20 protein-coding genes are annotated in these 19632 nt (G+C 67.9%); 8 read left to right on the forward strand and 12 right to left on the reverse strand.

Features of this window, described 5'->3' with window-relative positions; translation table 11 throughout:
- Window position 1: 1 nt before the first annotated feature.
- Together AC1Q6E_RS19880 and AC1Q6E_RS19885 are read right to left on the reverse strand one after the other, a co-directional pair.
- On the reverse strand, window positions 2-1009 hold the full coding sequence (locus AC1Q6E_RS19880; RefSeq protein ID WP_152797214.1) for a Bug family tripartite tricarboxylate transporter substrate binding protein: 1008 nt from the start codon (window positions 1007-1009) through the stop codon (window positions 2-4).
- 71 nt (window positions 1010-1080) lie between these two features.
- Window positions 1081-1461 carry a RidA family protein gene (locus AC1Q6E_RS19885; RefSeq protein ID WP_152797216.1) on the reverse strand — a complete coding sequence of 127 codons (381 nt, stop codon included), beginning with the start codon at window positions 1459-1461 and terminating at the stop codon, window positions 1081-1083.
- A gap of 317 nt (window positions 1462-1778) precedes the next feature.
- Here AC1Q6E_RS19885 and AC1Q6E_RS19890 point away from each other — a divergent pair, with 317 nt between their 5' ends.
- A complete protein-coding gene (locus AC1Q6E_RS19890) occupies window positions 1779-2693 on the forward strand; it encodes a LysR family transcriptional regulator (protein WP_152797218.1) in 915 nt (304 codons plus the stop codon).
- A gap of 9 nt (window positions 2694-2702) precedes the next feature.
- Here the strand turns inward: AC1Q6E_RS19890 and bioD are convergent, their stop codons facing one another.
- From bioD to bioF, 3 genes are read right to left on the reverse strand one after another with little or no spacing between them, the layout of a single operon-like run.
- Window positions 2703-4127, reverse strand: a complete 1425-nt coding sequence (gene bioD, locus AC1Q6E_RS19895) for a dethiobiotin synthase (RefSeq protein ID WP_152797220.1) — start codon at window positions 4125-4127, stop codon at window positions 2703-2705.
- Window positions 4124-4789 (reverse strand): alpha/beta fold hydrolase, encoded by a 666-nt coding sequence (locus tag AC1Q6E_RS19900; RefSeq protein WP_152797222.1) that lies wholly within the window; start codon window positions 4787-4789, stop codon window positions 4124-4126. Before AC1Q6E_RS19900 ends, bioD begins: the two co-directional genes overlap by 4 nt.
- Window positions 4786-5988, reverse strand: coding sequence for an 8-amino-7-oxononanoate synthase (bioF, locus tag AC1Q6E_RS19905; protein ID WP_152797224.1), 1203 nt, complete (start codon window positions 5986-5988; stop codon window positions 4786-4788). The genes AC1Q6E_RS19900 and bioF overlap by 4 nt, the downstream gene beginning before the upstream one ends.
- 99 nt (window positions 5989-6087) lie before the next feature.
- Between bioF and AC1Q6E_RS19910 the strand changes: the two genes are divergently transcribed.
- The 3 genes from AC1Q6E_RS19910 (at window position 6088) to AC1Q6E_RS19920 (ending at window position 8513) form a co-directional block, all read left to right on the forward strand.
- Window positions 6088-7368 carry an adenosylmethionine--8-amino-7-oxononanoate transaminase gene (locus AC1Q6E_RS19910; RefSeq protein WP_152797226.1) on the forward strand — a complete coding sequence of 427 codons (1281 nt, stop codon included), beginning with the start codon at window positions 6088-6090 and terminating at the stop codon, window positions 7366-7368.
- Window positions 7369-7465: 97 nt separating this feature from the next.
- On the forward strand, window positions 7466-7609 hold the full coding sequence (locus AC1Q6E_RS19915) for a hypothetical protein (protein WP_492573385.1): 144 nt from the start codon (window positions 7466-7468) through the stop codon (window positions 7607-7609).
- Window positions 7610-7616: 7 nt separating this feature from the next.
- On the forward strand, window positions 7617-8513 hold the full coding sequence (locus AC1Q6E_RS19920; protein ID WP_152797230.1) for a ZIP family metal transporter: 897 nt from the start codon (window positions 7617-7619) through the stop codon (window positions 8511-8513).
- A 29-nt stretch (window positions 8514-8542) separates the two neighbouring features.
- Here the strand turns inward: AC1Q6E_RS19920 and ntrC are convergent, their stop codons facing one another.
- The 6 genes from ntrC to rph form a co-directional block, all read right to left on the reverse strand.
- On the reverse strand, window positions 8543-10060 hold the full coding sequence (gene ntrC, locus AC1Q6E_RS19925; RefSeq protein ID WP_152797232.1) for a nitrogen regulation protein NR(I): 1518 nt from the start codon (window positions 10058-10060) through the stop codon (window positions 8543-8545).
- A 50-nt stretch (window positions 10061-10110) separates the two neighbouring features.
- Window positions 10111-11199 (reverse strand): nitrogen regulation protein NR(II), encoded by a 1089-nt coding sequence (gene glnL / locus AC1Q6E_RS19930; protein ID WP_296556082.1) that lies wholly within the window; start codon window positions 11197-11199, stop codon window positions 10111-10113.
- A 184-nt stretch (window positions 11200-11383) separates the two neighbouring features.
- Window positions 11384-12796, reverse strand: coding sequence for a type I glutamate--ammonia ligase (glnA, locus tag AC1Q6E_RS19935; RefSeq protein ID WP_152797236.1), 1413 nt, complete (start codon window positions 12794-12796; stop codon window positions 11384-11386).
- Window positions 12797-13152: 356 nt separating this feature from the next.
- Window positions 13153-14388, reverse strand: a complete 1236-nt coding sequence (hemW, locus tag AC1Q6E_RS19940; RefSeq protein ID WP_152797238.1) for a radical SAM family heme chaperone HemW — start codon at window positions 14386-14388, stop codon at window positions 13153-13155.
- Window positions 14388-14987: an RdgB/HAM1 family non-canonical purine NTP pyrophosphatase gene (gene rdgB / locus AC1Q6E_RS19945; protein ID WP_492573386.1), complete on the reverse strand. Its 600-nt coding sequence runs from the start codon at window positions 14985-14987 to the stop codon at window positions 14388-14390. The genes hemW and rdgB overlap by 1 nt, the downstream gene beginning before the upstream one ends.
- 23 nt (window positions 14988-15010) lie before the next feature.
- The gene (gene rph, locus AC1Q6E_RS19950; RefSeq protein ID WP_152797243.1) at window positions 15011-15766 is read right to left on the reverse strand and encodes a ribonuclease PH; all 756 of its coding nucleotides are present in this window, start codon (window positions 15764-15766) and stop codon (window positions 15011-15013) included.
- Window positions 15767-15969: 203 nt separating this feature from the next.
- Here rph and AC1Q6E_RS19955 point away from each other — a divergent pair, with 203 nt between their 5' ends.
- From AC1Q6E_RS19955 to AC1Q6E_RS19970, 4 genes are all read left to right on the forward strand, one after another.
- Window positions 15970-16890 carry a YicC/YloC family endoribonuclease gene (locus AC1Q6E_RS19955; protein ID WP_296556076.1) on the forward strand — a complete coding sequence of 307 codons (921 nt, stop codon included), beginning with the start codon at window positions 15970-15972 and terminating at the stop codon, window positions 16888-16890.
- Between the two features lie 153 nt (window positions 16891-17043).
- Entirely contained in the window at window positions 17044-17316 is a 273-nt protein-coding gene (locus AC1Q6E_RS19960) for a helix-turn-helix domain-containing protein (RefSeq protein ID WP_296556074.1), read from the forward strand.
- A complete protein-coding gene (locus AC1Q6E_RS19965) occupies window positions 17313-18539 on the forward strand; it encodes a type II toxin-antitoxin system HipA family toxin (RefSeq protein WP_492573387.1) in 1227 nt (408 codons plus the stop codon). The genes AC1Q6E_RS19960 and AC1Q6E_RS19965 overlap by 4 nt, the downstream gene beginning before the upstream one ends.
- A 192-nt stretch (window positions 18540-18731) precedes the next feature.
- Window positions 18732-19313 (forward strand): nitrogen fixation protein NifQ, encoded by a 582-nt coding sequence (locus tag AC1Q6E_RS19970; protein ID WP_152797251.1) that lies wholly within the window; start codon window positions 18732-18734, stop codon window positions 19311-19313.
- Between the two features lie 16 nt (window positions 19314-19329).
- Here AC1Q6E_RS19970 and AC1Q6E_RS19975 read toward each other — a convergent pair whose 3' ends face one another.
- On the reverse strand, window positions 19330-19629 hold the full coding sequence (locus AC1Q6E_RS19975) for an Rdx family protein (protein ID WP_152797253.1): 300 nt from the start codon (window positions 19627-19629) through the stop codon (window positions 19330-19332).
- Window positions 19630-19632 lie beyond the last annotated feature (3 nt).

Here is a 19632-nt window from a genome sequence, read left to right on the forward strand (position 1 = left end):
CTCACTCCAGCGTCACCTTGGCATCCTTGATGATGCCGCCCCACATGTTGAAGTCATTGCTCATGCGCTTTTTCAGATCGTCCACCGAGGTGTCCATGGGCGCAAGCCCCAGGTCGATCAGCGAGCTGCGCACGTCGGATTTCTTCAGGATCTTGTTCACTTCGCTGTTGATGGACGCAACCACGGCGGGCGGGGTCTGCGCCGGCGCCATCAGGATGAACCAGCTCGACAGTTCCTCGTCGGGCAGCCCCGATTCCTTCAGGGTCGGCAGCGCCGGCGTGCTCGGGAAGCGGTTGCGCGCGCCCACCATCAGCAGGCGCACCTTGCCGGCATCCACCATGGGCCGCAGGGGCGGGATGTTGTCGAAGCTGAAATCGATATCGCCCTGGGCCAGCGCCACCGACGCCGGGCCGCTGCCCTTGTAGGGCGAGTGCACGGCCTTGATGCCGAGCTGCTTGACCAGCCACTCGGAAGCCAGGTGCAGCGTGCTGCCGGGCCCCGCCGAACCGAAGGTCACGCCCTTGTCGGTGGCGGCCTTGGCCTTGATCTCGGCGATGAAGTCCTTCACGTTGGTCGCCTTGATGCCCGGGCCCACGGCCAGGAAAGGCGGCACGTCGACGATGCCCACCACCGGCACCAGTTCTTTCATGGCGTCGTAGTCGAGCTTGGGGTACAGGTGGGCGTTGTTGACGACCGACGTGGTCGCCAGCAGCAGCGTGTAGCCATCGGGCGCGGCCCGTATCACGTTGCGGGTCGCGATCTGGGTGCTGGCGCCAGGCTGGTTCTCGACCACCACGGCCTGGCCATAGGCTTCCTGCAGCTTCCTGCCGATCAGCCGCGCCGTCACGTCGCTGCCGCCGCCCGCGGCGAAGGGCACGATGATCTTGATGGGACGGCTGGGATACGTGTCGGCCGCCGTGGCGGTGGCCGCACAGGCCACGGCGGCGCAGACAAGCACGGCACCGGTGGCGCGTCGTGCGAAAAACGACGAACTCAACGACATCTTCATGTTCGATACCTTGAGCGAAAAATGGGAAAAAGCACCAGGCGGCGCGCGACGTCCGCGCGCCGCCCGCCTGCCTAGCGGGTCGCGACCACTTCGATCTCCAGCATCATCCCGGCAATGGCCAGGGGCGCCTCGATCGTGGTGCGGGCGGGAAACTTGCCTTCTTCGAAATAGCCTCGATAGATCTCGTTCATTTCGTTGAAACGGCTGATATCGGTCAGGATCACGTTGGACTTGACGACCTTGTCGAGCGAGCTGCCGCATTCGCCCAGGATCTGCTTGAGGTTCTTCATCACCTGGTGCATCTGCTCGGAGAAGCTCGGCGCCAGCTCGCGATTGGCATCGAAGGGCGTGGTGCCCGAGACGAATACGAAGTCTCCGGCGACGACCGCGTGCGAAAGCGGCGCCTTGGGTTTGGCGACGGCGTCGGACATGAAAATCTTGCTTGTGGACATGAGGGACCTCGATAATGACTGGCGGGAAACGCTTGAACCGCCGGCTGCTGTACCGCCTGGGCATCAGCCTTGCCGGGTAGTAGAAAAATGCCCCACGCTACGCCTTCGGCTTCGCTGCCCCCGAGGGGGCGTTCTTGCCTTGAGGCGGCTAGGCGGCAAGAAAATTATCGGGAGATCCCTTCCCCCCAACAAGACAAGGGGCACGCACACCATGTTCTCGATCCGAGAACACCCGCACGCCACCAGGGCATGCGACGCTACATCCTTGGACATCGATCGCACGAGGCCGGTGCGCGGCACCGACATGGGGAACAAGCATGAACCCGGCTGACCTGGCCAGCTTCTACGAAGTCGCGGTATGCAAAGGCATACGCCGTGCATCGGAACGGCTCGACATCGCTCCTTCGGCCTTGAGCAAGCACATCAAGCGCCTGGAAGGAGAGCTGGGCATCAAGCTGCTGGACCGGTCCAGCCGCGGCGTCGTGCTGACGCCCGCGGGCGAGGTCTGCCTGCACTACGCCGAAGAAGTGTTGCACGGCCAGCGGCGCATGCTGGCCGAACTCGAAGCGCTCAAGGGACTGCGCAACGGCCACGTGAAGCTGTATTCCACCGAAGGCCAGATCGAATTCGTCACCCAGACCGTGGCCGGATTCCAGCAGCGCTATCCCGGCGTGACCTTCGAAATCGTCGTGGCCGGCACCGAGACCACGCTGGCCGCGGTCACCAGCGGCGACGCCGACCTCGGCCTCGCGTTCACCCCCACGCCGCACGACGCCATCGAATGCGCGCTGCGCATTTCCGCGCCGCTGGAAGCCGTGATGGCGCCCACGCATGAACTGGCGCGCCGCAAATCGATATCGCTGCGCGAGATGTTGAACCACCGGACCGCGCTGCCGGCCTCGGATTTCGGCATACGCCGGCTGATCGACTCCATCTGCGCGGGCGAGCGCATGCGGGTGGCGCCCGCGATGGTGACCAACTCCATCGCCGCGATGAGGAACTACGCGCGCAACCAGGGCGGCATCACCATCCTGTCGCACATGTCCATCCATCATGAACTGGACTCGGGCGATCTGGTCAGCATCCCGCTATCGCATCCCATCCTGGGCAAGACCTGCGTGGACGTCTGCGTGCTGGGCCGCCGGCGCCTGCCGCAGGCGGTCAGCGCCTACCTGCAGCACATGCGCAAGCACGTGCGCGGCCTGTACGGCCAGGATGCCGACAGGCGTTGACCCCCGGCCTCACGCACGCCCGGGGCGCACCGCCGCCAGTATCCGGTCCAGGGGTTCGATCCCTCGTGCCAGCTCCGCCACCGCATCGGCGTCCACGTCCGGCAACTGCGGGATCTCGGCCAGCACGCGGACCTTGCCGAAGTGCTCGATGCCCAGCCGGTTGCCCGCCGAGGGCTCGCCGCTCATCACCACGCCCGCCACCGGAATGCCGCGCGCGCGCAGCGCCTCCAGCGACAGCAGGGTGTGATTGAGGGTGCCCAATGTGCTGCGCGCCACCAGCACCACGGGCAGCCCCAGGCAAGCGATCAGGTCGATCATGGTCGCCCGGTCGTCGATGGGGACCAGCAGCCCGCCGGCGCCCTCGACCACCAGCGGCGAACGGGTGGCGGGAAGCGCGATGTCTGACGCGTCCAGCCTCGCCCCTTCCGCCCGCGCGGCCGCCCAGGGCGACAATGGCGCCTGCAGCACCGCGTGGGGCGCATGGATGCGTCCGGGCGGCAGGTTGGCCAGACGCGCCACCGTGCCCGTGTCGTCGGGTTCGGTCGCCACGCCGGTTTGCAGTGGCTTCCAGTAGTCGGCCTGCCAGGCGCACGCCAGCACGGCCGACACCAGCGTCTTGCCGATGCCGGTATCGGTGCCCGTCACGAATACGCCGCGCGGCGCCTCGCCCTTGTTCCAGGTGCCGTAGGCCAGATGGTAGGTCACGCTTGCCCCCTGTGTATCGAAACTGCGCAGTATCCGCTTGAGCATGGCGGCCGGCAGCGGCCGGCGGCCGGGCGCCGGCGCGTCCGCGCCTATCGCCTTGAGTCCGCGCAGGAACGCCATGCCGTCGTGGTGCGGCGCCACCCGCCGCTCGGCCTGCATGATGCGGCGCAGGCCGGGTAGCGCGGCGCCGATGTCCCCGGGACGGGGATAGTGGCGGACCGCGGCATCCACGCCATGTCGCGCATGCGCGGCCCGCCACTCGGCGAAGGTGCCGTCGGCCAGCGTGGCCACGGCCATCCAGCCGCCTTCGGCCAGCAGTCCGCCCAGCCGCGCCAGTCCGGCATCCAGATCGCCGAACCATTGCACGGCCATGCTGGAACAGATCAGGTCGAACTCGCCCAGCTCCGCGTCGGGATGCTCGCCATCCATGGCCAGGAAACGGCATGTGCCGGGCAGCGCCAACCGTCGCCGCGCGGTCTCCAGCATGGCGGGCGAGATGTCGGTCAGCGTCCAGCATGCCGGCCCCAGCCGGCGCGCCAGGGCCTCGGCCAGGAATCCCGTGCCGCAGCCTATCTCCAGGATGCGCGGGCGGGCCGGCAGGGGCAGCCGGGCGATGCGGACGGCAAGCTCCTCGGCCACGTCCCGCTGCAAGCCCGCCTGGCGCTCGTAGCGTCCCGCCGCATCTCCGAATCGGCGGGCCACGGGCCGCCCATGAACCTGCTCCGTCATGCCCGCCCCGGCGACGCGGCCAGTTCGCGCACGAATGCCCGGATCTGGCCGGCGCACCACTCGGGATGCGTCAAGGGCAACAGGTGTCCGCCACCGGCGCACCAGGCGACCTCCTCGCCGAACGAGGAAACAGTGAGGGCCGGCGTGACGACCGGATCGGCCTCTCCGGCCAGGATACGGGCCGGCACGCGCCGTCCGCGCCAGGCCGGGCGCGCGTCGCCTTCGCGCAGGTCGCGCAAACCACCGACCAGGGCCGGGCCGTCCGGCGAACCCGCGGCCATGGGGTCATCGGCCCCGCAACGCCGGCGGAACTCGCTCACCACGGCGGCGGGATCGGCCGCCAGACGGGCCAGCATGCGGTCCAGGACCCGGGCCGGCACACCCGCGGGGAAATCATCGGCGGCCGAGAAGCGGGCAAACCCATTGATCAGGACGAGGCCGCGGCAACCGCCTCCCTCGTCCAGGCAGCGCATGGCGCCCAGCGAATGCCCTACCGCCACATAAGCGGCGGGACGCTCCGGCACCACCGCACGGCCGAAATAGCCGGCATCGGCGGCGTGGATCTCCCAGCCGTCCAGGCGCGCGCGCATGGGCTCCCAGGTCGAGGCATCGAATCCCCAGCCATGCAGCAGTACCAGCGGCAGGCGCGCGCCGTCCGTCATGCGCGGCCTCTTGCTTCGCCCGCGGCCTGTCCACGCAGCCCGGCTATGGCATCGGCCAGCCGGGCCACGTCCTCTTCGCCATGCGCGGCGCTGAGCGCGATCCGCAACCGGCTGGTGCCCGCCGGCACCGTGGGTGGACGGATCGCCACCGCCAGCAGGCCGCGCTCGCGCAGTCCGTCGCTCAAGGCCAGCGCGGCGCCGGCCTCGCCCACGATGGCGGGCACGATCTGCGTCGACGACGCCCCCGTCTCCAGTCCCTGGTCCGCCAGCGCCCGCCGCAGCCCGTCGCCCAGCCCCGCCAGCCGCCGTCGCTCGTCGTCCATGCCGGGGACGAGATCGAGCGCGGCGTCGATGGCCGCCAGTACCGGCGGCGGCAAGGCCGTGGTGTAGATGAACCCCGAGCAGGTATTCACGAGGTAGTCGCACAATTGCCGCGAACCCGCCACGTAGGCGCCGAAGCTGCCCATGGCCTTGCTGAAGGTGCCCATGGCCAGGTCCACCCGGCCCCCGCCCAGGCTGGCCAGCCCGGCGCCGCGCGGCCCCAGCACGCCGGTCGCATGGGCCTCGTCCAGGTAGACGAAGGCGCCATGGCGTTCGGCCACCTGGCACAGCGCGGCCACGTCGGCGCGGTCGCCGTCCATGCTGAACACGCTCTCGGTCGCGATCAGGCGCACGCCCGGTTGGCCGGCGCGCTCGGCCAGCAGCGCGTCGAGATGGTCCAGGTCGTTGTGCCGGAAGCGTATCTGGCGCACGCCGGCTGCCTGGCAGCCGTGGTGCAGGCTGGCATGGTTCAGCCGGTCGCAGAACACCAGGGGCTCGCCCTGGCCCGCCACGCGCAGCAAAGCCGGCAGCACGGCGGCATTGGCCTGCCAACCCGAGGCGAACAACAGCGCCGCCTCGGTCCCCTTGAAGCGGGCGAGCTTGGCCTCGACCGCCTCGTGCAGGTCCAGGTTGCCCGACACCAGGCGCGAGGCGCGCGCCCCCGCGCCATGGCGGGCGGTCCAGTCGGACACGCGTTCGGCCAGCGCGGGATGGCCGGCCAGGCCGAGATAATCGTTGCTGGAGAAATCGAGGGCTTCGCGCCCTTCGAACATCACGTGCCCGCCGCGCGCCGTGGCGGCGGTGCGCAGGCGGCGCCGCGTCTGGCGCCGCGCGGCGCGATCGAGCTCTTGGGCAAACAGGGAATCGAATATGGACATGGCCCGGCGATGCGCCCGAAGACGCCCGCACCGTAGAATGCGTGTCATTGTAGAGGAACGACCGGCCCGGCTTCGCGCCCGGGCCGGCGCAGGACGATCATGAATACATCCCCTCCCGCCTGGGTCGCCGACGGCGCCCGCCACGTCTGGCTGCCCTATGCGCAGATGAAGACCGCCGCGCCGCCGCTGCCCGTGGTGCGCACCCACGGCAGCCGCATCGAATTGGCCGATGGCCGCAGCCTGGTGGACGGCGTGGCCTCGTGGTGGACAGCCTGCCACGGCTACAACCATCCCGTCATCGCCCAGGCCCTGCGCGAGCAACTGGACACGGTGCCCCACGTCATGTTCGGCGGGCTGACGCACGAACCCGCCGCGCGGCTCGCGCAGCGCCTGTGCGCCCTGCTCGGCCCCGGCTTCGACCGCGTGTTCTACACCGATTCGGGCTCGGTGGCGGTCGAGGTGGCGATGAAGATGGCCGTGCAGTTCTGGCTCAACCGCGGCGAACGCCAGCGCTCGCGCTTCCTGGCCTTCCGCGGCGGCTACCACGGCGATACATTCGGAACGATGGCGGTCTGCGATCCGGAGGACGGCATGCACAGCCTGTTCCACGGCCTCCTGACCCCGCACGTGATCGCGCCGCTGCCGCGCGACGACGAATCCGAAGCCGAGCTCGATGCCCTGCTGCGCCGGCGCGCCCACGAGCTTGCCGGGATCCTGGTCGAGCCCCTGGTCCAGGGCGCCGGCGGCATGCTGATGCATCCGCCCGCCGTTCTGGCCCGCCTGCGCCGGCTGGCGGACCGACACGGCCTGCTGCTGATCTACGACGAAATCTTCACCGGCTTCGGCCGCACCGGCACGATGTTCGCGTTCGAACAGGCCGATGCCCGGCCCGACATCGTCACCCTGTCCAAGGCCCTGACCGGCGGCACCCTGCCGCTCGCCGCCACCGTGGCCAGCCAGCGGGTGTTCGATGGCTTCTGGTCCGACGATCCCGGCCACGCCCTCATGCACGGCCCCACGTTCATGGGCAACGCCCTGGCCTGCGCCGCCGCCAACGCGTCACTGGACCTGTTCGAGCGGGAACCTCGCCTGGCCCAGGTGGCGGCGCTGTCCCGCGCCCTGGAAACCGGCCTGGCCCCCTGCCGCGACCTGCCGTGGGTGCGCGACGTCCGCGTGCTGGGCGCTATCGGCGCGATCGAACTGGACGGGCCGTTCGACCGCGACGCGTTGCGGGCCAGGCTGGTCGAAGCCGGCGTGTGGGTGCGCCCCTTCGGCAACATTGTCTACCTGACGCCGGCCTTCACCATCGATCCGGCCGACCTGGATTTCCTGGTCTCCGCGGTGGCGCATGTCGTGCGGGGCATGCCCGCCCCCGGGTAGCGAAGTCGCCCACGGATTTCCGCTTCATGGCCTCCCTGGTTTTATTTTTAAATAAAAATCATTATCATTAACACCGATGACAATGATGGAGTGCTCCATGCCCCCTCCGCCCTGCGCCGGCGAGGCTCTCGAACCCCGCATCGACACGCGGGCCGTGGAGATCCACGCCCTCCGGCACCACCCTGCCCGCATCGACAATCCGAATGCCGAGCCGGGACACCCGCCGCTCATGGCGGGCTGAGGCTCCCATGACGACGGCCAGCCGCCCCGCCTCTCCGGGACAGGTCCTGCGCAAGGCCCTGGGCGGCGCGATCGTGCTGCTGGGCCTGGCTCTGCTCGCGCGTCACCTGTGGGAACGGATGGCCGGCGATCCGGTGGTGCTGGAGGCCTTGACAGGCGGCATGATGGCCGCCGGCGCGACGGCGCTGGGAGCGGTGCCCGTGCTGTTCTCCCAGCGCCTGTCCAATCGCGTGCGGGACAGTCTGTTCGGCTTCGGCGCCGGCGTCATGCTGGCGGCCAGCGCCTTTTCCCTGGTCGTGCCAGGCATCGAGGCGGCGAAGCTGCAGGGCGCCGGCGCCTGGGGAGCGGGCATGGTGATGGGCGCGGCCATCCTGCTGGGAGCCGCCCTGCTGCTGGCGATGGAACGCTATCTGCCCCACGAGCACTTCATCAAGGGCGTGGAGGGCAAGCACACCAGCCTCGCCATCCGGCGCACGTGGATGTTCGTGTTCGCCATCGCGCTGCACAACCTTCCCGAAGGCCTGGCCATAGGCGTGGCCTTCGCCGGGACCGATCCGCTGCGCGCCTCCGCGCTCACCACCGGCATTTCGATCCAGGACGTGCCCGAAGGACTGGTGGTCGCCGTCGCGCTGCTGGGCATCGGCTACAGCAAGGGCTTCGCGTTCTTGCTGGGCGCGCTGACGGGGCTGGTCGAGCCGATCGCCGCCGTCATCGGCGCCTCGGTCATTTCCTACTCCGCGATGCTGCTGCCATGGGGGCTGGGTTTCGCCGCCGGAGCGATGCTGTTCGTGATCAGCCACGAGATCATTCCCGAGTCGCACCGCAAAGGGCACGAAGTCCATGCCACCTGCGGCCTGATGGTGGGCTTCGTCATCATGATGCTGCTGGACACGGCGCTGGGCTGACGGCCAGGCCGCCGCCCGCGCCGCCGGCATCAATCGTCGTCCAGGCCGAGATCCTGGATCTTGCGCGTGATGGTATTGCGCCCGATGCCCAGCTTGAGCGCCGCCTCGATCCGCCGGCCCCGGGTGACACGCAGCGCGGTCGAAATCAGCATGCTTTCGAACTGGCGGGTCAGGGTCTGCATGATGTCGGGCTCGCCCCGCTGCAGCCGTTGTTCGACGTCGCTTTGCAGGCCTCCCAGCCACGGATTCGAACGGTCGGCCACCGCGGCGCCGGCAGCACGCCCCGCCGCTTCGGCACCCGGCGCGGCCAGGCCGCCGCGCTCCGGCGCCAGGGCTTGCATCATGGTGGCGGCCGCGCCCGGCACCGGCGCGATGTGGCCATCGGCCGGCATCTTTTCCAGGAGTTCGGGTGGCAGATCCTGCACATCCACCGTCTGCGCCGGCGCCATCACCGTCAACCAATGGCAGACGTTCTCGAGCTGGCGCACGTTGCCGGGAAACGGAAAGCGCGACAAAGCAGCCAGCGCGGCGGGCGTGAAGCGCTTGGGCTCGACACCCAGGTCGCGCGCGCTGCGCGCCAGGAAATGGCGGGCCAGGAGCGGAATGTCCTCGGCCCGTTCGCGCAGCGGCGGCAGCCGCAGGCGGATCACATTGAGCCGGTGGAACAGATCCTCGCGGAACAAACCCTGCTTGACCCGCTCTTCCAGCGGCTGGTGCGTGGCCGCGATCACGCGCACATTGGCATGTACGGGACTGTGTCCGCCCACGCGATAGAAACTGCCGTCCGACAAGACCCGCAGCAACCGCGTCTGCAATTCGGCCGGCATGTCGCCGATCTCATCCAGGAACAATGTGCCGCCGTCGGCCTGCTCGAAGCGGCCCCGGCGCATGCTCTGCGCGCCGGTGAAGGCGCCGCGCTCGTGGCCGAACAGCTCGGACTCCAGCAGGTCGCGCGGAATCGCCGCGGTGTTGATCGCCACGAAGGGGCCGGAGGCCCGGGCACTATGCCGATGCAGCGCGCGCGCCACCAGCTCCTTGCCGCTGCCCGATTCGCCGGTGATCATGACCGTGACCTGCGACTGCGACAGGCGCCCGATGGCGCGGAACACTTCCTGCATGGCCGGCGCCTGGCCCAGGATCTCGGGCGTGCCGACCAGGGTCTCGTCGGCCGAAGCCTCCTCGCGCAGGCTTTCCTCGACGGCGCGCCGTATCAGCTCGGTCGCGGTGTCCACATCGAAGGGCTTGGGCAGGTACTCGAAGGCGCCGCCCTGGAAGGCCGACACCGCGCTCTCCAGGTCCGAATACGCCGTCATGACGATGACGGGCAACGCCGGAAAGCGCCGCTTGACCGCTTGCAGCAATTCAATGCCGCCCGCGCCGGGCATCCTGATGTCGGTCACCAGCACCTGGGGCACGTCATCGTTCAGGGCGTCCAGGGCTTCGCGCGCCGTGCCGAAGCTCCGGCTGGGCAGGTCCTCGCGGGCCAAGGCTTTTTCGAGCACCCAGCGGATCGAACGGTCATCATCTACGATCCAGATCGGTTTCATCGCCGGCTTCCTAGGTACGCTGGGGAAAAAAAATCCATCCAATTCTTCGATCAAGGTAAGGGCAACAGCATGCGGAAATCGGTCAGGCCGGGCCGGCTGTCGCATTCGATCACACCCTCGTGCTGCTGCACGAAAGTCTGAGCCAGGGTCAATCCCAGCCCGCTGCCGCCTTCTCGTCCGGACACCAGCGGGTGGAAGATCCGGTCCAGCAATTCGGGAGGAATCCCCGGGCCGTTGTCCATCACATGCAATTCCAATGCCAGCCTGAAACGCTGCTTGGCAAGCGTGACCTGGCGCGCCACACGGGTGCGCAGCGTGATTTCGGCATCGCCGGCCGCGATGCGCGCCGACAGGGCCTCGGCGGCATTGCGCACCACGTTCAGCACGGCCTGGATCAACTGCGCCTTGTCGCCCCGGAACTCGGGAATCGCCGCGTCGTAGTCGCGCACGATGCGCAGTCCGTTCGGGTATTCGGCCAATACCAGCGACCGCACGCGCTCGCAGACCTCGTGGATATTGACGTCGCCGACGATGCGCGGCGCGCGATGCGGCACCAGCAGCCGATCCACCAGGGTTTGCAGGCGGTCGGCCTCCTGGATGATGACCTGGGTGTATTCGATCAGCGCGGGGTCGGACAACTCGGCTTCCAGCAATTGCGCCGCGCCACGCAGCCCGCCCAGCGGATTCTTGATCTCGTGCGCGAGGTTGCGCAACAGCTCGCGATTGGCCTGCGCCTGCTCCAGCAGGCGCTCCTCGCGATCCACCTTCAACTGCTGCTCGATCTCGCGCAGTTCGATCAGCGCCGGCCATGGCTGGCCGTCCAGCGCGACCACGGTCGCCGACACCTGCGTAGCCTCGCGCCCCAGGCGGTCGATTTCCAGTATCTGCCGCTTGTCGGCGAACAGGTGCTGCCGGGCCTCCACCAGCGACTGGCGCAACTGCTCGCCATCGCGGAACAGGTCGATGGCCTTGACCGCGTACAACTGCCGCACCGAGACCTCGAACAAATCCTCGGCCGGCGCGTTGGCATAGCGGATCAGTCCATCATCGTCGATGACGAGAATGGCGCTGGACAACAGCTCGAACGCGGCGAACGCGTCGGCATCGTGGAACGGTGGATCGAAAGGCGCAGGATTCATATCAGTTTTCCATGGCGCAACGCGCCACCCGCGACACATGAAAGGACTCGCCCCGGACCCAGGATGCGGTGGCTCCGGCGTTGCCGGCCCACCCGCGCCAGCGCGCGGGGGAGAGCCTCACACCAACGAAAACGGGGCGTTCCCGCCCCGTTTTCGTTCTTGCTGACGACTGGTCCTGTCCGGATCAGAGGCCGTAGTACATGTCGAACTCGATCGGATGGGTGGTGGCGCGGAAACGCGTCACTTCTTCCATCTTCAGGGTGATGTAGGCGTCGATCATGGCGTTGCTGAACACGCCGCCGCGGGTCAGGAACTCGCGGTCCTTGTCGAGCGCTTCCAGGGCCTGGTCGAGCGACGAGCACACCGTCGGGATCTTCGCGTCTTCCTCGGGCGGCAGGTCGTACAGGTTCTTGTCGGCCGGGTCGCCGGGGTGGATCTTGTTCATCACGCCGTCCAGGCCGGCCATCATCAGGGCCGAGAACGCCAGGTACGGGTTGGCCAGGGGATCCGGGAAGCGCGTCTCGATACGGCGGCCCTTCGGGTTGGCGACGTAAGGGATGCGGATCGAGGCCGAGCGGTTGCGGGCCGAGTAGGCCAGCTTGACCGGAGCTTCGAAATGCGGGACCAGGCGCTTGTACGAGTTCGTGCCGGGGTTGGTGATGGCGTTCAGCGCGCGGGCGTGCTTGATGATGCCGCCGATGTAGTACAGCGCGAACTCGGACAGGCCGGCGTAGCCGTTGCCCGCGAACAGGTTCTGGCCGTCCTTCCAGATCGACTGGTGGACGTGCATGCCGGAGCCGTTGTCGCCGACGACGGGCTTGGGCATGAAGGTGGCGGTCTTGCCGTAGGCGGCGGCGACGTTCCAGATCGTGTACTTCATGATCTGGTTCCAGTCGGCGCGCTGCACCAGCGTGCCGAACTTGGTGCCGATTTCCAGCTGGCCCGGGCCCGCCACTTCGTGGTGGTGCACTTCGACCTCGACGCCCTGCTGCTCGAGCAACAGGCACATTTCCGAACGCAGGTCCTGGAAGGAATCGGTCGGAGGCACGGGGAAATAGCCACCCTTGACCGACGGACGGTGGGCCAGGTTGCCGCCGTCATAGTCGATGCCGGTGGACCACGAGGCTTCTTCGGACTTGATCTTGACGAAGCAGCCCGACATGTCGACGTTCCAGGTCACGCCGTCGAACACGAAGAACTCGGGCTCGGGACCGAAGTAGGCGGTGTCGCCCAGGCCCGAGGACTTCAGATAGGCTTCGGCGCGCTTGGCCAGCGAACGAGGATCGCGGTCATAGCCCTTCATGTCGGAAGGCTCGACCACGTCGCAGGTCATGATCAGGGTCGATTCCTCGCGGAACGGGTCCATGCGGGCGGTCGAGGGCTCGGGGATCAGCAGCATGTCCGAAGCTTCGATACCCTTCCAGCCGGCAATCGAGGAGCCGTCGAAAGCGTGGCCCGTTTCGAACTTGTCTTCGTCCACGGTGTGGGACGGCACCGACACGTGCTGTTCCTTGCCACGCGTATCGGTGAAACGGTAGTCAACGAACTTGACCTCGTTGTCCGCAATCATCTTGAGGACGTCTTTGGGCGTTGCCATTAGGGCTCCTGATAGTCTCGTAACCGCCTCCGGCTCCCGGAGGCTCAAGCGTTCTCGATAGTGCACACAGCGCGACCGGAAGTGTCAGGCTGAACAGTTGCGCATCAAATTAAGCAGTTTCCGTGCCAGCGATGGCTTCCACGGTTTGCCGACCCGCTTGTGCAGGGCGGCGCGGCATTCTCGCATATCGGCACGCCGGGAAGATGTCAGGCCTCGCACCACCATGAAGCAAATCCCGGCAGAGAATTCCCAATATTGGTGCACAAAGGGGAATAAGGCCTATTTTGCACCAAAAAAGTGCAGATGTGCCGCGCGATGGCGCGGCATGCACATTTGCGGGCGCCGTTTCCCGCCACTCACAGAAACAGGCCCTGGAGATCGTTCAGGAAACGCCGCCCCAGCGGCGTCGCCCGGATGCGGGTCGGATCCTCGTCCAGCAGCCCCCGTTCGACGGCGCGGGCAAGCGGCCGGGCAATCGTGGCCAGGTTCAGGCCGGTACGCTCGGCGAAGCTCGCCGCCGGCACGCCGTCGGCCAGCCGCAGCGCATTCAGCATGAACTCGAAAGGCAGTTCCTTCGCCTCCACCAGTCGTGATTCCGCGAGATGCGTGGCAGCGGCCGCGGGGTCCAGCAGCGCGTCCATCCACGACTGGGGATTGCGCACCCGCGCCTCGCGCAGGATACGGTCGTGGAACGACAGCTTGCCGTGCGCGCCCGGACCGATGCCCAGGTAGTCGCCGAACTCCCAGTAGTTCAGGTTGTGGCGGCAGCGGGCGCCGGGCCGGGCGTAGGCCGAAATCTCATAGTGGTCGTATCCCGCCCCGGCCAGCCGCGCCTCGATGCGGTCCTGCATCTCGAAAGCCGTATCGTCGTCGGGCAGTTCCGGCGGGTACTTGGCGAAGACCGTGTTCGGCTCCAGCGTCAGGTGGTACAGGGACAGATGTTCCGTCCCGAAGGACAGCGCCGTCTCGACATCGTCCAGGCAGCCATCCAGCGTTTGCCCCGGCAGCGCGAACATCAGATCCAGGTTGATCCGTTCCACGTGGCGCTGCGCGATGGCGATCGCCTCGCGCGCGGCGCGGCCGTCGTGGATACGGCCCAGCGCCCGCAGGCGGTCGTCGTCGAAGCTCTGTATGCCCAGCGAAATGCGGTTGATCCCGCTGGCCGCGAAGTCGGCGAAGCGCGCGGCCTCGACCGTGCCGGGATTGGCCTCCATCGTGATTTCCGCGTCGGGCAGGAGCGGCAGCCGCGAGCGCAGCAGCGCCAGCATGGCGTCCATCGTGGCGGCCGACAGGAGACTGGGCGTGCCGCCGCCAATGAAGACCGACACCACCTTGCGCCCCCATACCTGTGGCAGGCTCTGGTCGAGATCCTCGGTCAGCGCCTGCAGATAGCGATCCTCCGGCAGCTCGTCGGGCGCCGCATGCGAATTGAAATCGCAATAGGGGCACTTGCGCACGCACCAGGGCACATGCACGTACACCGACAGGGGCGGCAGGCTGGTCAGCAGGCTCGGGCCGGGCGCGAACGGCATGGCCGCGCGCGCCACGGGAGCCCCCTGCCCCGCCGGCCGGATCGGGATCGATCGGGCCATCAGAACGTATCCAGCTTGCTCATCAGCACCGCCAGCGCCTGGGCGCGATGGCTGATGCGGTTCTTCTCGTCGGCGGACAGCTCGGCCGCCGTGCGGCCCAGGCCGGGCAGCAGGAAATGCTGGTCGTAGCCGAATCCACCTTCGCCGCGCGGCTGCTCGACGATCTCGCCCCACCAGAGCCCTTCGCCGATCAAGGGCTGGGGGTCGTGCGCCGAACGCACCAGCACCAGCGCGGCGTAGTAATAGGCCCGGCGGTCTTGCGCGCCCCGCAGGCGCTCGACCACCAGCGCATTGTTGGCGGCGTCGGATTTTTCGCCGCCGTTGCGCGCCGCGTAGCGCGCCGAATAGACGCCGGGCTCGCCGCCCAGCGCCGTGACGCATACGCCGGAATCATCGGCCAGCGCGGGCAGGCCGGTCAGCTGGCTGGCGTGCCTGGCCTTGGCCAGGGCGTTCTCGATGAACGTGGCGTGGGGTTCCTCGGCCTCGGGCACGCCCAGGCTGCCCTGGGGCACGAGCTCGAAGCCGCGCGGCGCCAGCAGCGACGAAAATTCGCGCAGCTTGCCCGCGTTGTTGGAAGCCAGGACCAGTTTTCCTGCCATCGTTCGCTCCGGTCTCGCGGGCATCAGCGGCCCGGATACGGCTGGGCCAGCGCCTCGCGCTGCAGGCGCACGAGATCGGCGATGCCGGTCTCGGCCAGGCCCAGCAGCGCATCCATCTCCTGGCGCGAGAACGGCACGCCCTCGGCCGTGCCCTGGACTTCGACATACGCGCCGCTGCCCGTCATGACGACATTCATGTCGGTCTCGCACTGCGAGTCCTCGGCATAGTCCAGGTCCAGGACCGGCTGCCCCTGGTAGATGCCCACCGACACCGCGGCCACGTGGTCGCGGATGGGCGAGGCGGCCAGGGCGCCGCGCGCCATCAGCAGCGCGATGGCGTCGCTGGCCGCAACGAAGGCTCCGGTGATGCTGGCCGTGCGGGTGCCACCGTCGGCCTGGATCACGTCGCAATCCAGATGCAGGGTGCGCTCGCCCAGTTTTTCCAGGTCGAACACGGCACGCAGGCTGCGGCCGATCAGCCGCTGGATCTCCTGCGTCCGGCCGGTCTGCTTGCCCTTGGCCGCCTCGCGGCCGCCGCGTGTATGCGTGGCGCGCGGCAGCATCCCGTATTCGGCCGTGACCCAGCCCTGCCCCATGCCCTTCAGGAAAGGCGGGACCTTGTCCTCGACGCTGGCGGTACAGATCACCTGCGTGTCGCCGAAGCTCACCAGCACCGACCCTTCGGCATAGCGGGTGTAGCCGCGCTGCAGGGAAACGGGACGCAGCGAATCGAGGCCGCGGCCGGACGGCCGGGCAAAGGCGGAAGGGGCAATGCTCATGAAAAAACTCCAGATCGGCGGACGGACCGGCGCGCCGGCGCCCAGGACGCATGGGCCGCGCCGCGGCGGCCGGATACGGACATTGTACGGGCAAGGCCCCACGAATCTTCCCATGCGATTTATCATGCTGGCTCATGCCGACAAACGCACCGGCCCCGTCGCCGTGCACGTCGGCCTTGCCCACGTCCTGACAGGCTTTCGCCATGATCCGTAGCATGACCGCCTTCGGCGCCGCCCGCGCCGACACCGAACACGGTTCGGTGTCCATCGAACTGCGCAGCGTCAACAGCCGCTTCCTCGATCTTCACTTCCGCATGCCGGACGAGCTGCGCGCGCTGGAATCCCCGCTGCGCGAATTGCTGACCAAGGCCGTGGCGCGCGGCAAGATCGAAGTGCGGGCCTCCATCCAGCGCCGCCTCAGCACCGACCCCGAGTCCATCAACGTCGCCGCCCTGGAACAGGCCGCCACGCTGTTCCGCAAGGTCCAGGCCGTGCTCCAGGACGTCCAGCCTCCGCGCCTGTCCGAACTGCTGTCCTGGCCCGGCGTGCAGGCGGCCGAGGAATCCGAAGACACCTGGCGCGAAGCCGCCCTGCGCGCCGCCGGCGAAGCCCTGGCCCAGATGCAGGACGCGCGCGACCGCGAGGGCGAACGCCTGGCCGCCATGCTGGTCGACCGCGCCGACTCGGTCGCGGCCATCGTGGCCGAGGTCGAGCAACGCATGCCCCAGCTCGTGCAGGAATACCGCGAACGGCTCGCGCGCAAGCTGCGCGACACCGTCGAGGCCGCCTTCCCCGGCGGCTTCCAGAACATCCGCGGCGAAGAACTGTCCGAGCGCCTGGCCCATGAAGCCACCCTGTTCGGCCTGCGCATCGACGTGGCCGAGGAACTGTCGCGCCTGCACTCGCACCTGGCCGAGCTCAGGCAGTTGATCGGCAAGGGCGGCGCGGGCAAGAAGGCCGACAAGGGCAGCGCCGGCAAGCGGCTGGACTTCCTGTTCCAGGAAATGAACCGCGAGGCCAACACGCTGGGGTCCAAGGCCGGCGGGTTGGAAGTGACGCGGGCGGCGATGGACCTGAAGCTGTTGATCGAGCAGATGCGGGAACAGGCGCAGAACATAGAGTGAGGTTTCAGGACGGTACATGCCCCCGGAAAACCAACGCACCTCCTGATGGCCACGCCCTATAAAAACCATTAAAATGGCACTTATATAGGTTTTTATGGCATAAAAGTCATAATAATGGTACTAAATCTAGCTCCGTCTGGCGAAATACTTCAGGTGCTGGGCCAACGCGTGCGTGCGCAGCGGTTGGCCCAGGGGTTGCCCCAGCGCGAGTTGGCGCAGATGGCGGGTCTTTCGTTAGGCGCACTGCGCAAGCTGGAAAGTAGCGGCCAGTCTTCGCTGGAGACCCTGGTTCGCACGGTGCAGGCGCTCGGGCTGGTCAATGAGCTGGAGGATTTGTTCGTACTCAAGCGCCAGTCCATCGCCCAGATGGAAAAAGCCGAAGCAGCCAGCCAGCGGCAGCGAGCCAGCCGCCGAAAAAGCACATGAAACGCCTGGCCGTCCACTACTGCGGCTGGGGCGAGGACCTGCCACTGGGCTTGCTCGCCGACGATGGCACCACGCTCCTGTTCGAATATGCGCCCGAGGCGCTGGCGCAAGGGCTGGAACTGTCACCGCTGCACCTCAAGCTGCGTGCCACCGCCTACGGCGACTTCCCCCCCCATCTGCTCCGCCTGCCAGGCCTGATCGCCGACAGCCTGCCCGATGGCTGGGGCCTGCTGCTGATGGACCGGCTGTTCCGCCAGCAGGGCCTGCGCCATCCCGGCCCGCTGGATCGCCTGGCCTTCATCGGGGATCGCGCCATGGGTGCCCTGCGCTTCGTGCCGGCTGCAAAGTTTGATGCCGAGGAGCCAGACTGGAACCTGTTGGCCTTGGCCCAGGAAAACGAGCGCGCCCTGGCCGGTGAAGCAGGAGTCGCCTTGCGCGAGCTGGCGCTGACGGGGGGTTCCCCGCAAGGCGCACGGCCCAAGGCGCTCGTGCAATACGACACAGGATCGGGCCACGTCAGCACGCGCGGCGACGCTTCAGGCGAACCCTGGCTGGTGAAATTCCCCGCCCTGGGCGAACACAAAGAGGTCTGCGTCATCGAGCAGATGTATGCCGAACTCGCTCGCGACTGCGGGCTGGAGATGCCTGCCAGTGCATGGTTCGATCTATCGTCCAAACTAGCCGCCTTCGGCGTGGCACGCTTCGATCGCGAACAAGGTTTGCGCGTGCCGGTGCACAGCCTGGCGGGTCTGCTACAGGTGGACTTTCGCCTGCCTGGCAGCGCGGACTACACCGCCCTCCTGCGCGCCACACGCCTGCTGACCCGCGACGAGCGCGAGGTGGAGAAGGCTTACGCGCGAGCCGTCTTCAACGTGCTGTTTCACAATCGCGACGACCACCCGAAGAACTTCGCCTGGCGCCTCGGGCGGGATCGGCGCTGGCGGCTGGCCCCGGCCTTCGACCTGACCTTCAGCGAAGGCCCCATGGGCCAGCACCACATGGATGTCTGCGGCGAAGGCCGTGCCGTGAAACGAAGCCATCTGCTGCGCCTGGCCTCGGAGGGTGGCGTGGCGGCGGAGGCAGCCGAAGTCACCATTGACCGGATGCTGGCGCAGGCGGCGACCTTCTCTGAACGTGCGACGGCGTATCCGATCCGACGAAAGACGGTGCGGTTGATGAAAGCATCGATCCACGACTGCCAAGAGAAACTCATGCGGGGGTGATGAATGCTGACGGGACTGCAGGATAGCCCCATCCCACCTCGGGGCCCCTGAATAAAGGCTGCCCTACCGTGAACCGCATTAAGCAAAGCTTGCCAGGAGTAGCATTGTTCTCCAAGACCCCGTAGCCATGAATGCCACGGCACGCGGTCGCGACTTCCGTTCCGCCCCTTTCTTTCCATCGGAGCAAATGCCTTGCTCGACCGGACCAACGCCCTGCCCGGGCACGCCGACCCCGCCGCCCGCGGCACTCAGCTCGCCGCCTTCGCCACCCATCCGGACGCATTCGACGCGCGCCTCTTCGCCCGCCTGCTGGCCGCCCGCGAAGTCCGGCACGAACTGCCTTTGCTGGGGTTGCCACAGGACATATTGCGGGACCTGTACCTTCGATGGTTCCCCGGCGCTCCCCTTCCCCCGCTGCCGGCGCAACCCGAGGCCGGCACCACGTTCACGGCCAACCTGCGCGCCCACATGCTGGCCTGGCGCAACCCGGCATTGCCGGCCGCGGACACCGCCTGCCTGGCGACGATCATCGCCCACGCCTGTCTGCGGCCCGACCACCTGTGGCGCGACCTGGGGCTGGCGGGGCGCGACGACGTCACGCGCGCGCTGCACCGCTACTTCCCGGGGCTGCCCGAGCGCAACACAGGCGACATGCGCTGGAAAAAATTCCTGGCGCACGACCTGGCGGTCACGCGCGGGGAAACGCCGCAGCCCGCGCCGGGCTGTCCGGGCTGCGAGGAATACGGGCGGTGCTTTCCGAAGCGCCTGCGCTAGACCGCACGCGGAAGGATCACGCGTCTTCCGGCCCGCTCGCCGGCCGGTCGACATGCCCAAGATCGCGCCCCGGGTCCAGCCTGTCGCGCACACGCTGCTTGAGCGCCTTGGCGTCCGGGAAACCGCCGTCGGCCTTGCGGTCCCAGATCAGTTCACCGTCATAGCGGATCTGGAACACCCCGCCCGTGCCGGGCACCAGCGCGACCTGCCCCAGGTCCGTGCCGAAGGTGGAAAGCAGTTCCTGCGCCATCCAGGCCGCGCGCAGCAGCCATAGGCACTGCGTGCAATAGGTGATGGAAATCGCGGGTCCATTCATGGC

Source organism: Pigmentiphaga sp. MLSB6-MA01 (assembly GCF_058793475.1).

Coding starts and splice junctions, on each gene's coding strand:
- AC1Q6E_RS19880 (WP_152797214.1), bottom strand. CDS start 1,009: ATGAAGATGTCGTTGAGTTCGTCGTTTTTCGCACGACGCGCCACCGGT.
- AC1Q6E_RS19885 (WP_152797216.1), bottom strand. CDS start 1,461: ATGTCCACAAGCAAGATTTTCATGTCCGACGCCGTCGCCAAACCCAAG.
- AC1Q6E_RS19890 (WP_152797218.1), top strand. CDS start 1,779: ATGAACCCGGCTGACCTGGCCAGCTTCTACGAAGTCGCGGTATGCAAA.
- bioD (WP_152797220.1), bottom strand. CDS start 4,127: ATGACGGAGCAGGTTCATGGGCGGCCCGTGGCCCGCCGATTCGGAGAT.
- AC1Q6E_RS19900 (WP_152797222.1), bottom strand. CDS start 4,789: ATGACGGACGGCGCGCGCCTGCCGCTGGTACTGCTGCATGGCTGGGGA.
- bioF (WP_152797224.1), bottom strand. CDS start 5,988: ATGTCCATATTCGATTCCCTGTTTGCCCAAGAGCTCGATCGCGCCGCG.
- AC1Q6E_RS19910 (WP_152797226.1), top strand. CDS start 6,088: ATGAATACATCCCCTCCCGCCTGGGTCGCCGACGGCGCCCGCCACGTC.
- AC1Q6E_RS19915 (WP_492573385.1), top strand. CDS start 7,466: ATGCCCCCTCCGCCCTGCGCCGGCGAGGCTCTCGAACCCCGCATCGAC.
- AC1Q6E_RS19920 (WP_152797230.1), top strand. CDS start 7,617: ATGACGACGGCCAGCCGCCCCGCCTCTCCGGGACAGGTCCTGCGCAAG.
- ntrC (WP_152797232.1), bottom strand. CDS start 10,060: ATGAAACCGATCTGGATCGTAGATGATGACCGTTCGATCCGCTGGGTG.
- glnL (WP_296556082.1), bottom strand. CDS start 11,199: ATGAATCCTGCGCCTTTCGATCCACCGTTCCACGATGCCGACGCGTTC.
- glnA (WP_152797236.1), bottom strand. CDS start 12,796: ATGGCAACGCCCAAAGACGTCCTCAAGATGATTGCGGACAACGAGGTC.
- hemW (WP_152797238.1), bottom strand. CDS start 14,388: ATGGCCCGATCGATCCCGATCCGGCCGGCGGGGCAGGGGGCTCCCGTG.
- rdgB (WP_492573386.1), bottom strand. CDS start 14,987: ATGGCAGGAAAACTGGTCCTGGCTTCCAACAACGCGGGCAAGCTGCGC.
- rph (WP_152797243.1), bottom strand. CDS start 15,766: ATGAGCATTGCCCCTTCCGCCTTTGCCCGGCCGTCCGGCCGCGGCCTC.
- AC1Q6E_RS19955 (WP_296556076.1), top strand. CDS start 15,970: ATGATCCGTAGCATGACCGCCTTCGGCGCCGCCCGCGCCGACACCGAA.
- AC1Q6E_RS19965 (WP_492573387.1), top strand. CDS start 17,313: ATGAAACGCCTGGCCGTCCACTACTGCGGCTGGGGCGAGGACCTGCCA.
- AC1Q6E_RS19975 (WP_152797253.1), bottom strand. CDS start 19,629: ATGAATGGACCCGCGATTTCCATCACCTATTGCACGCAGTGCCTATGG.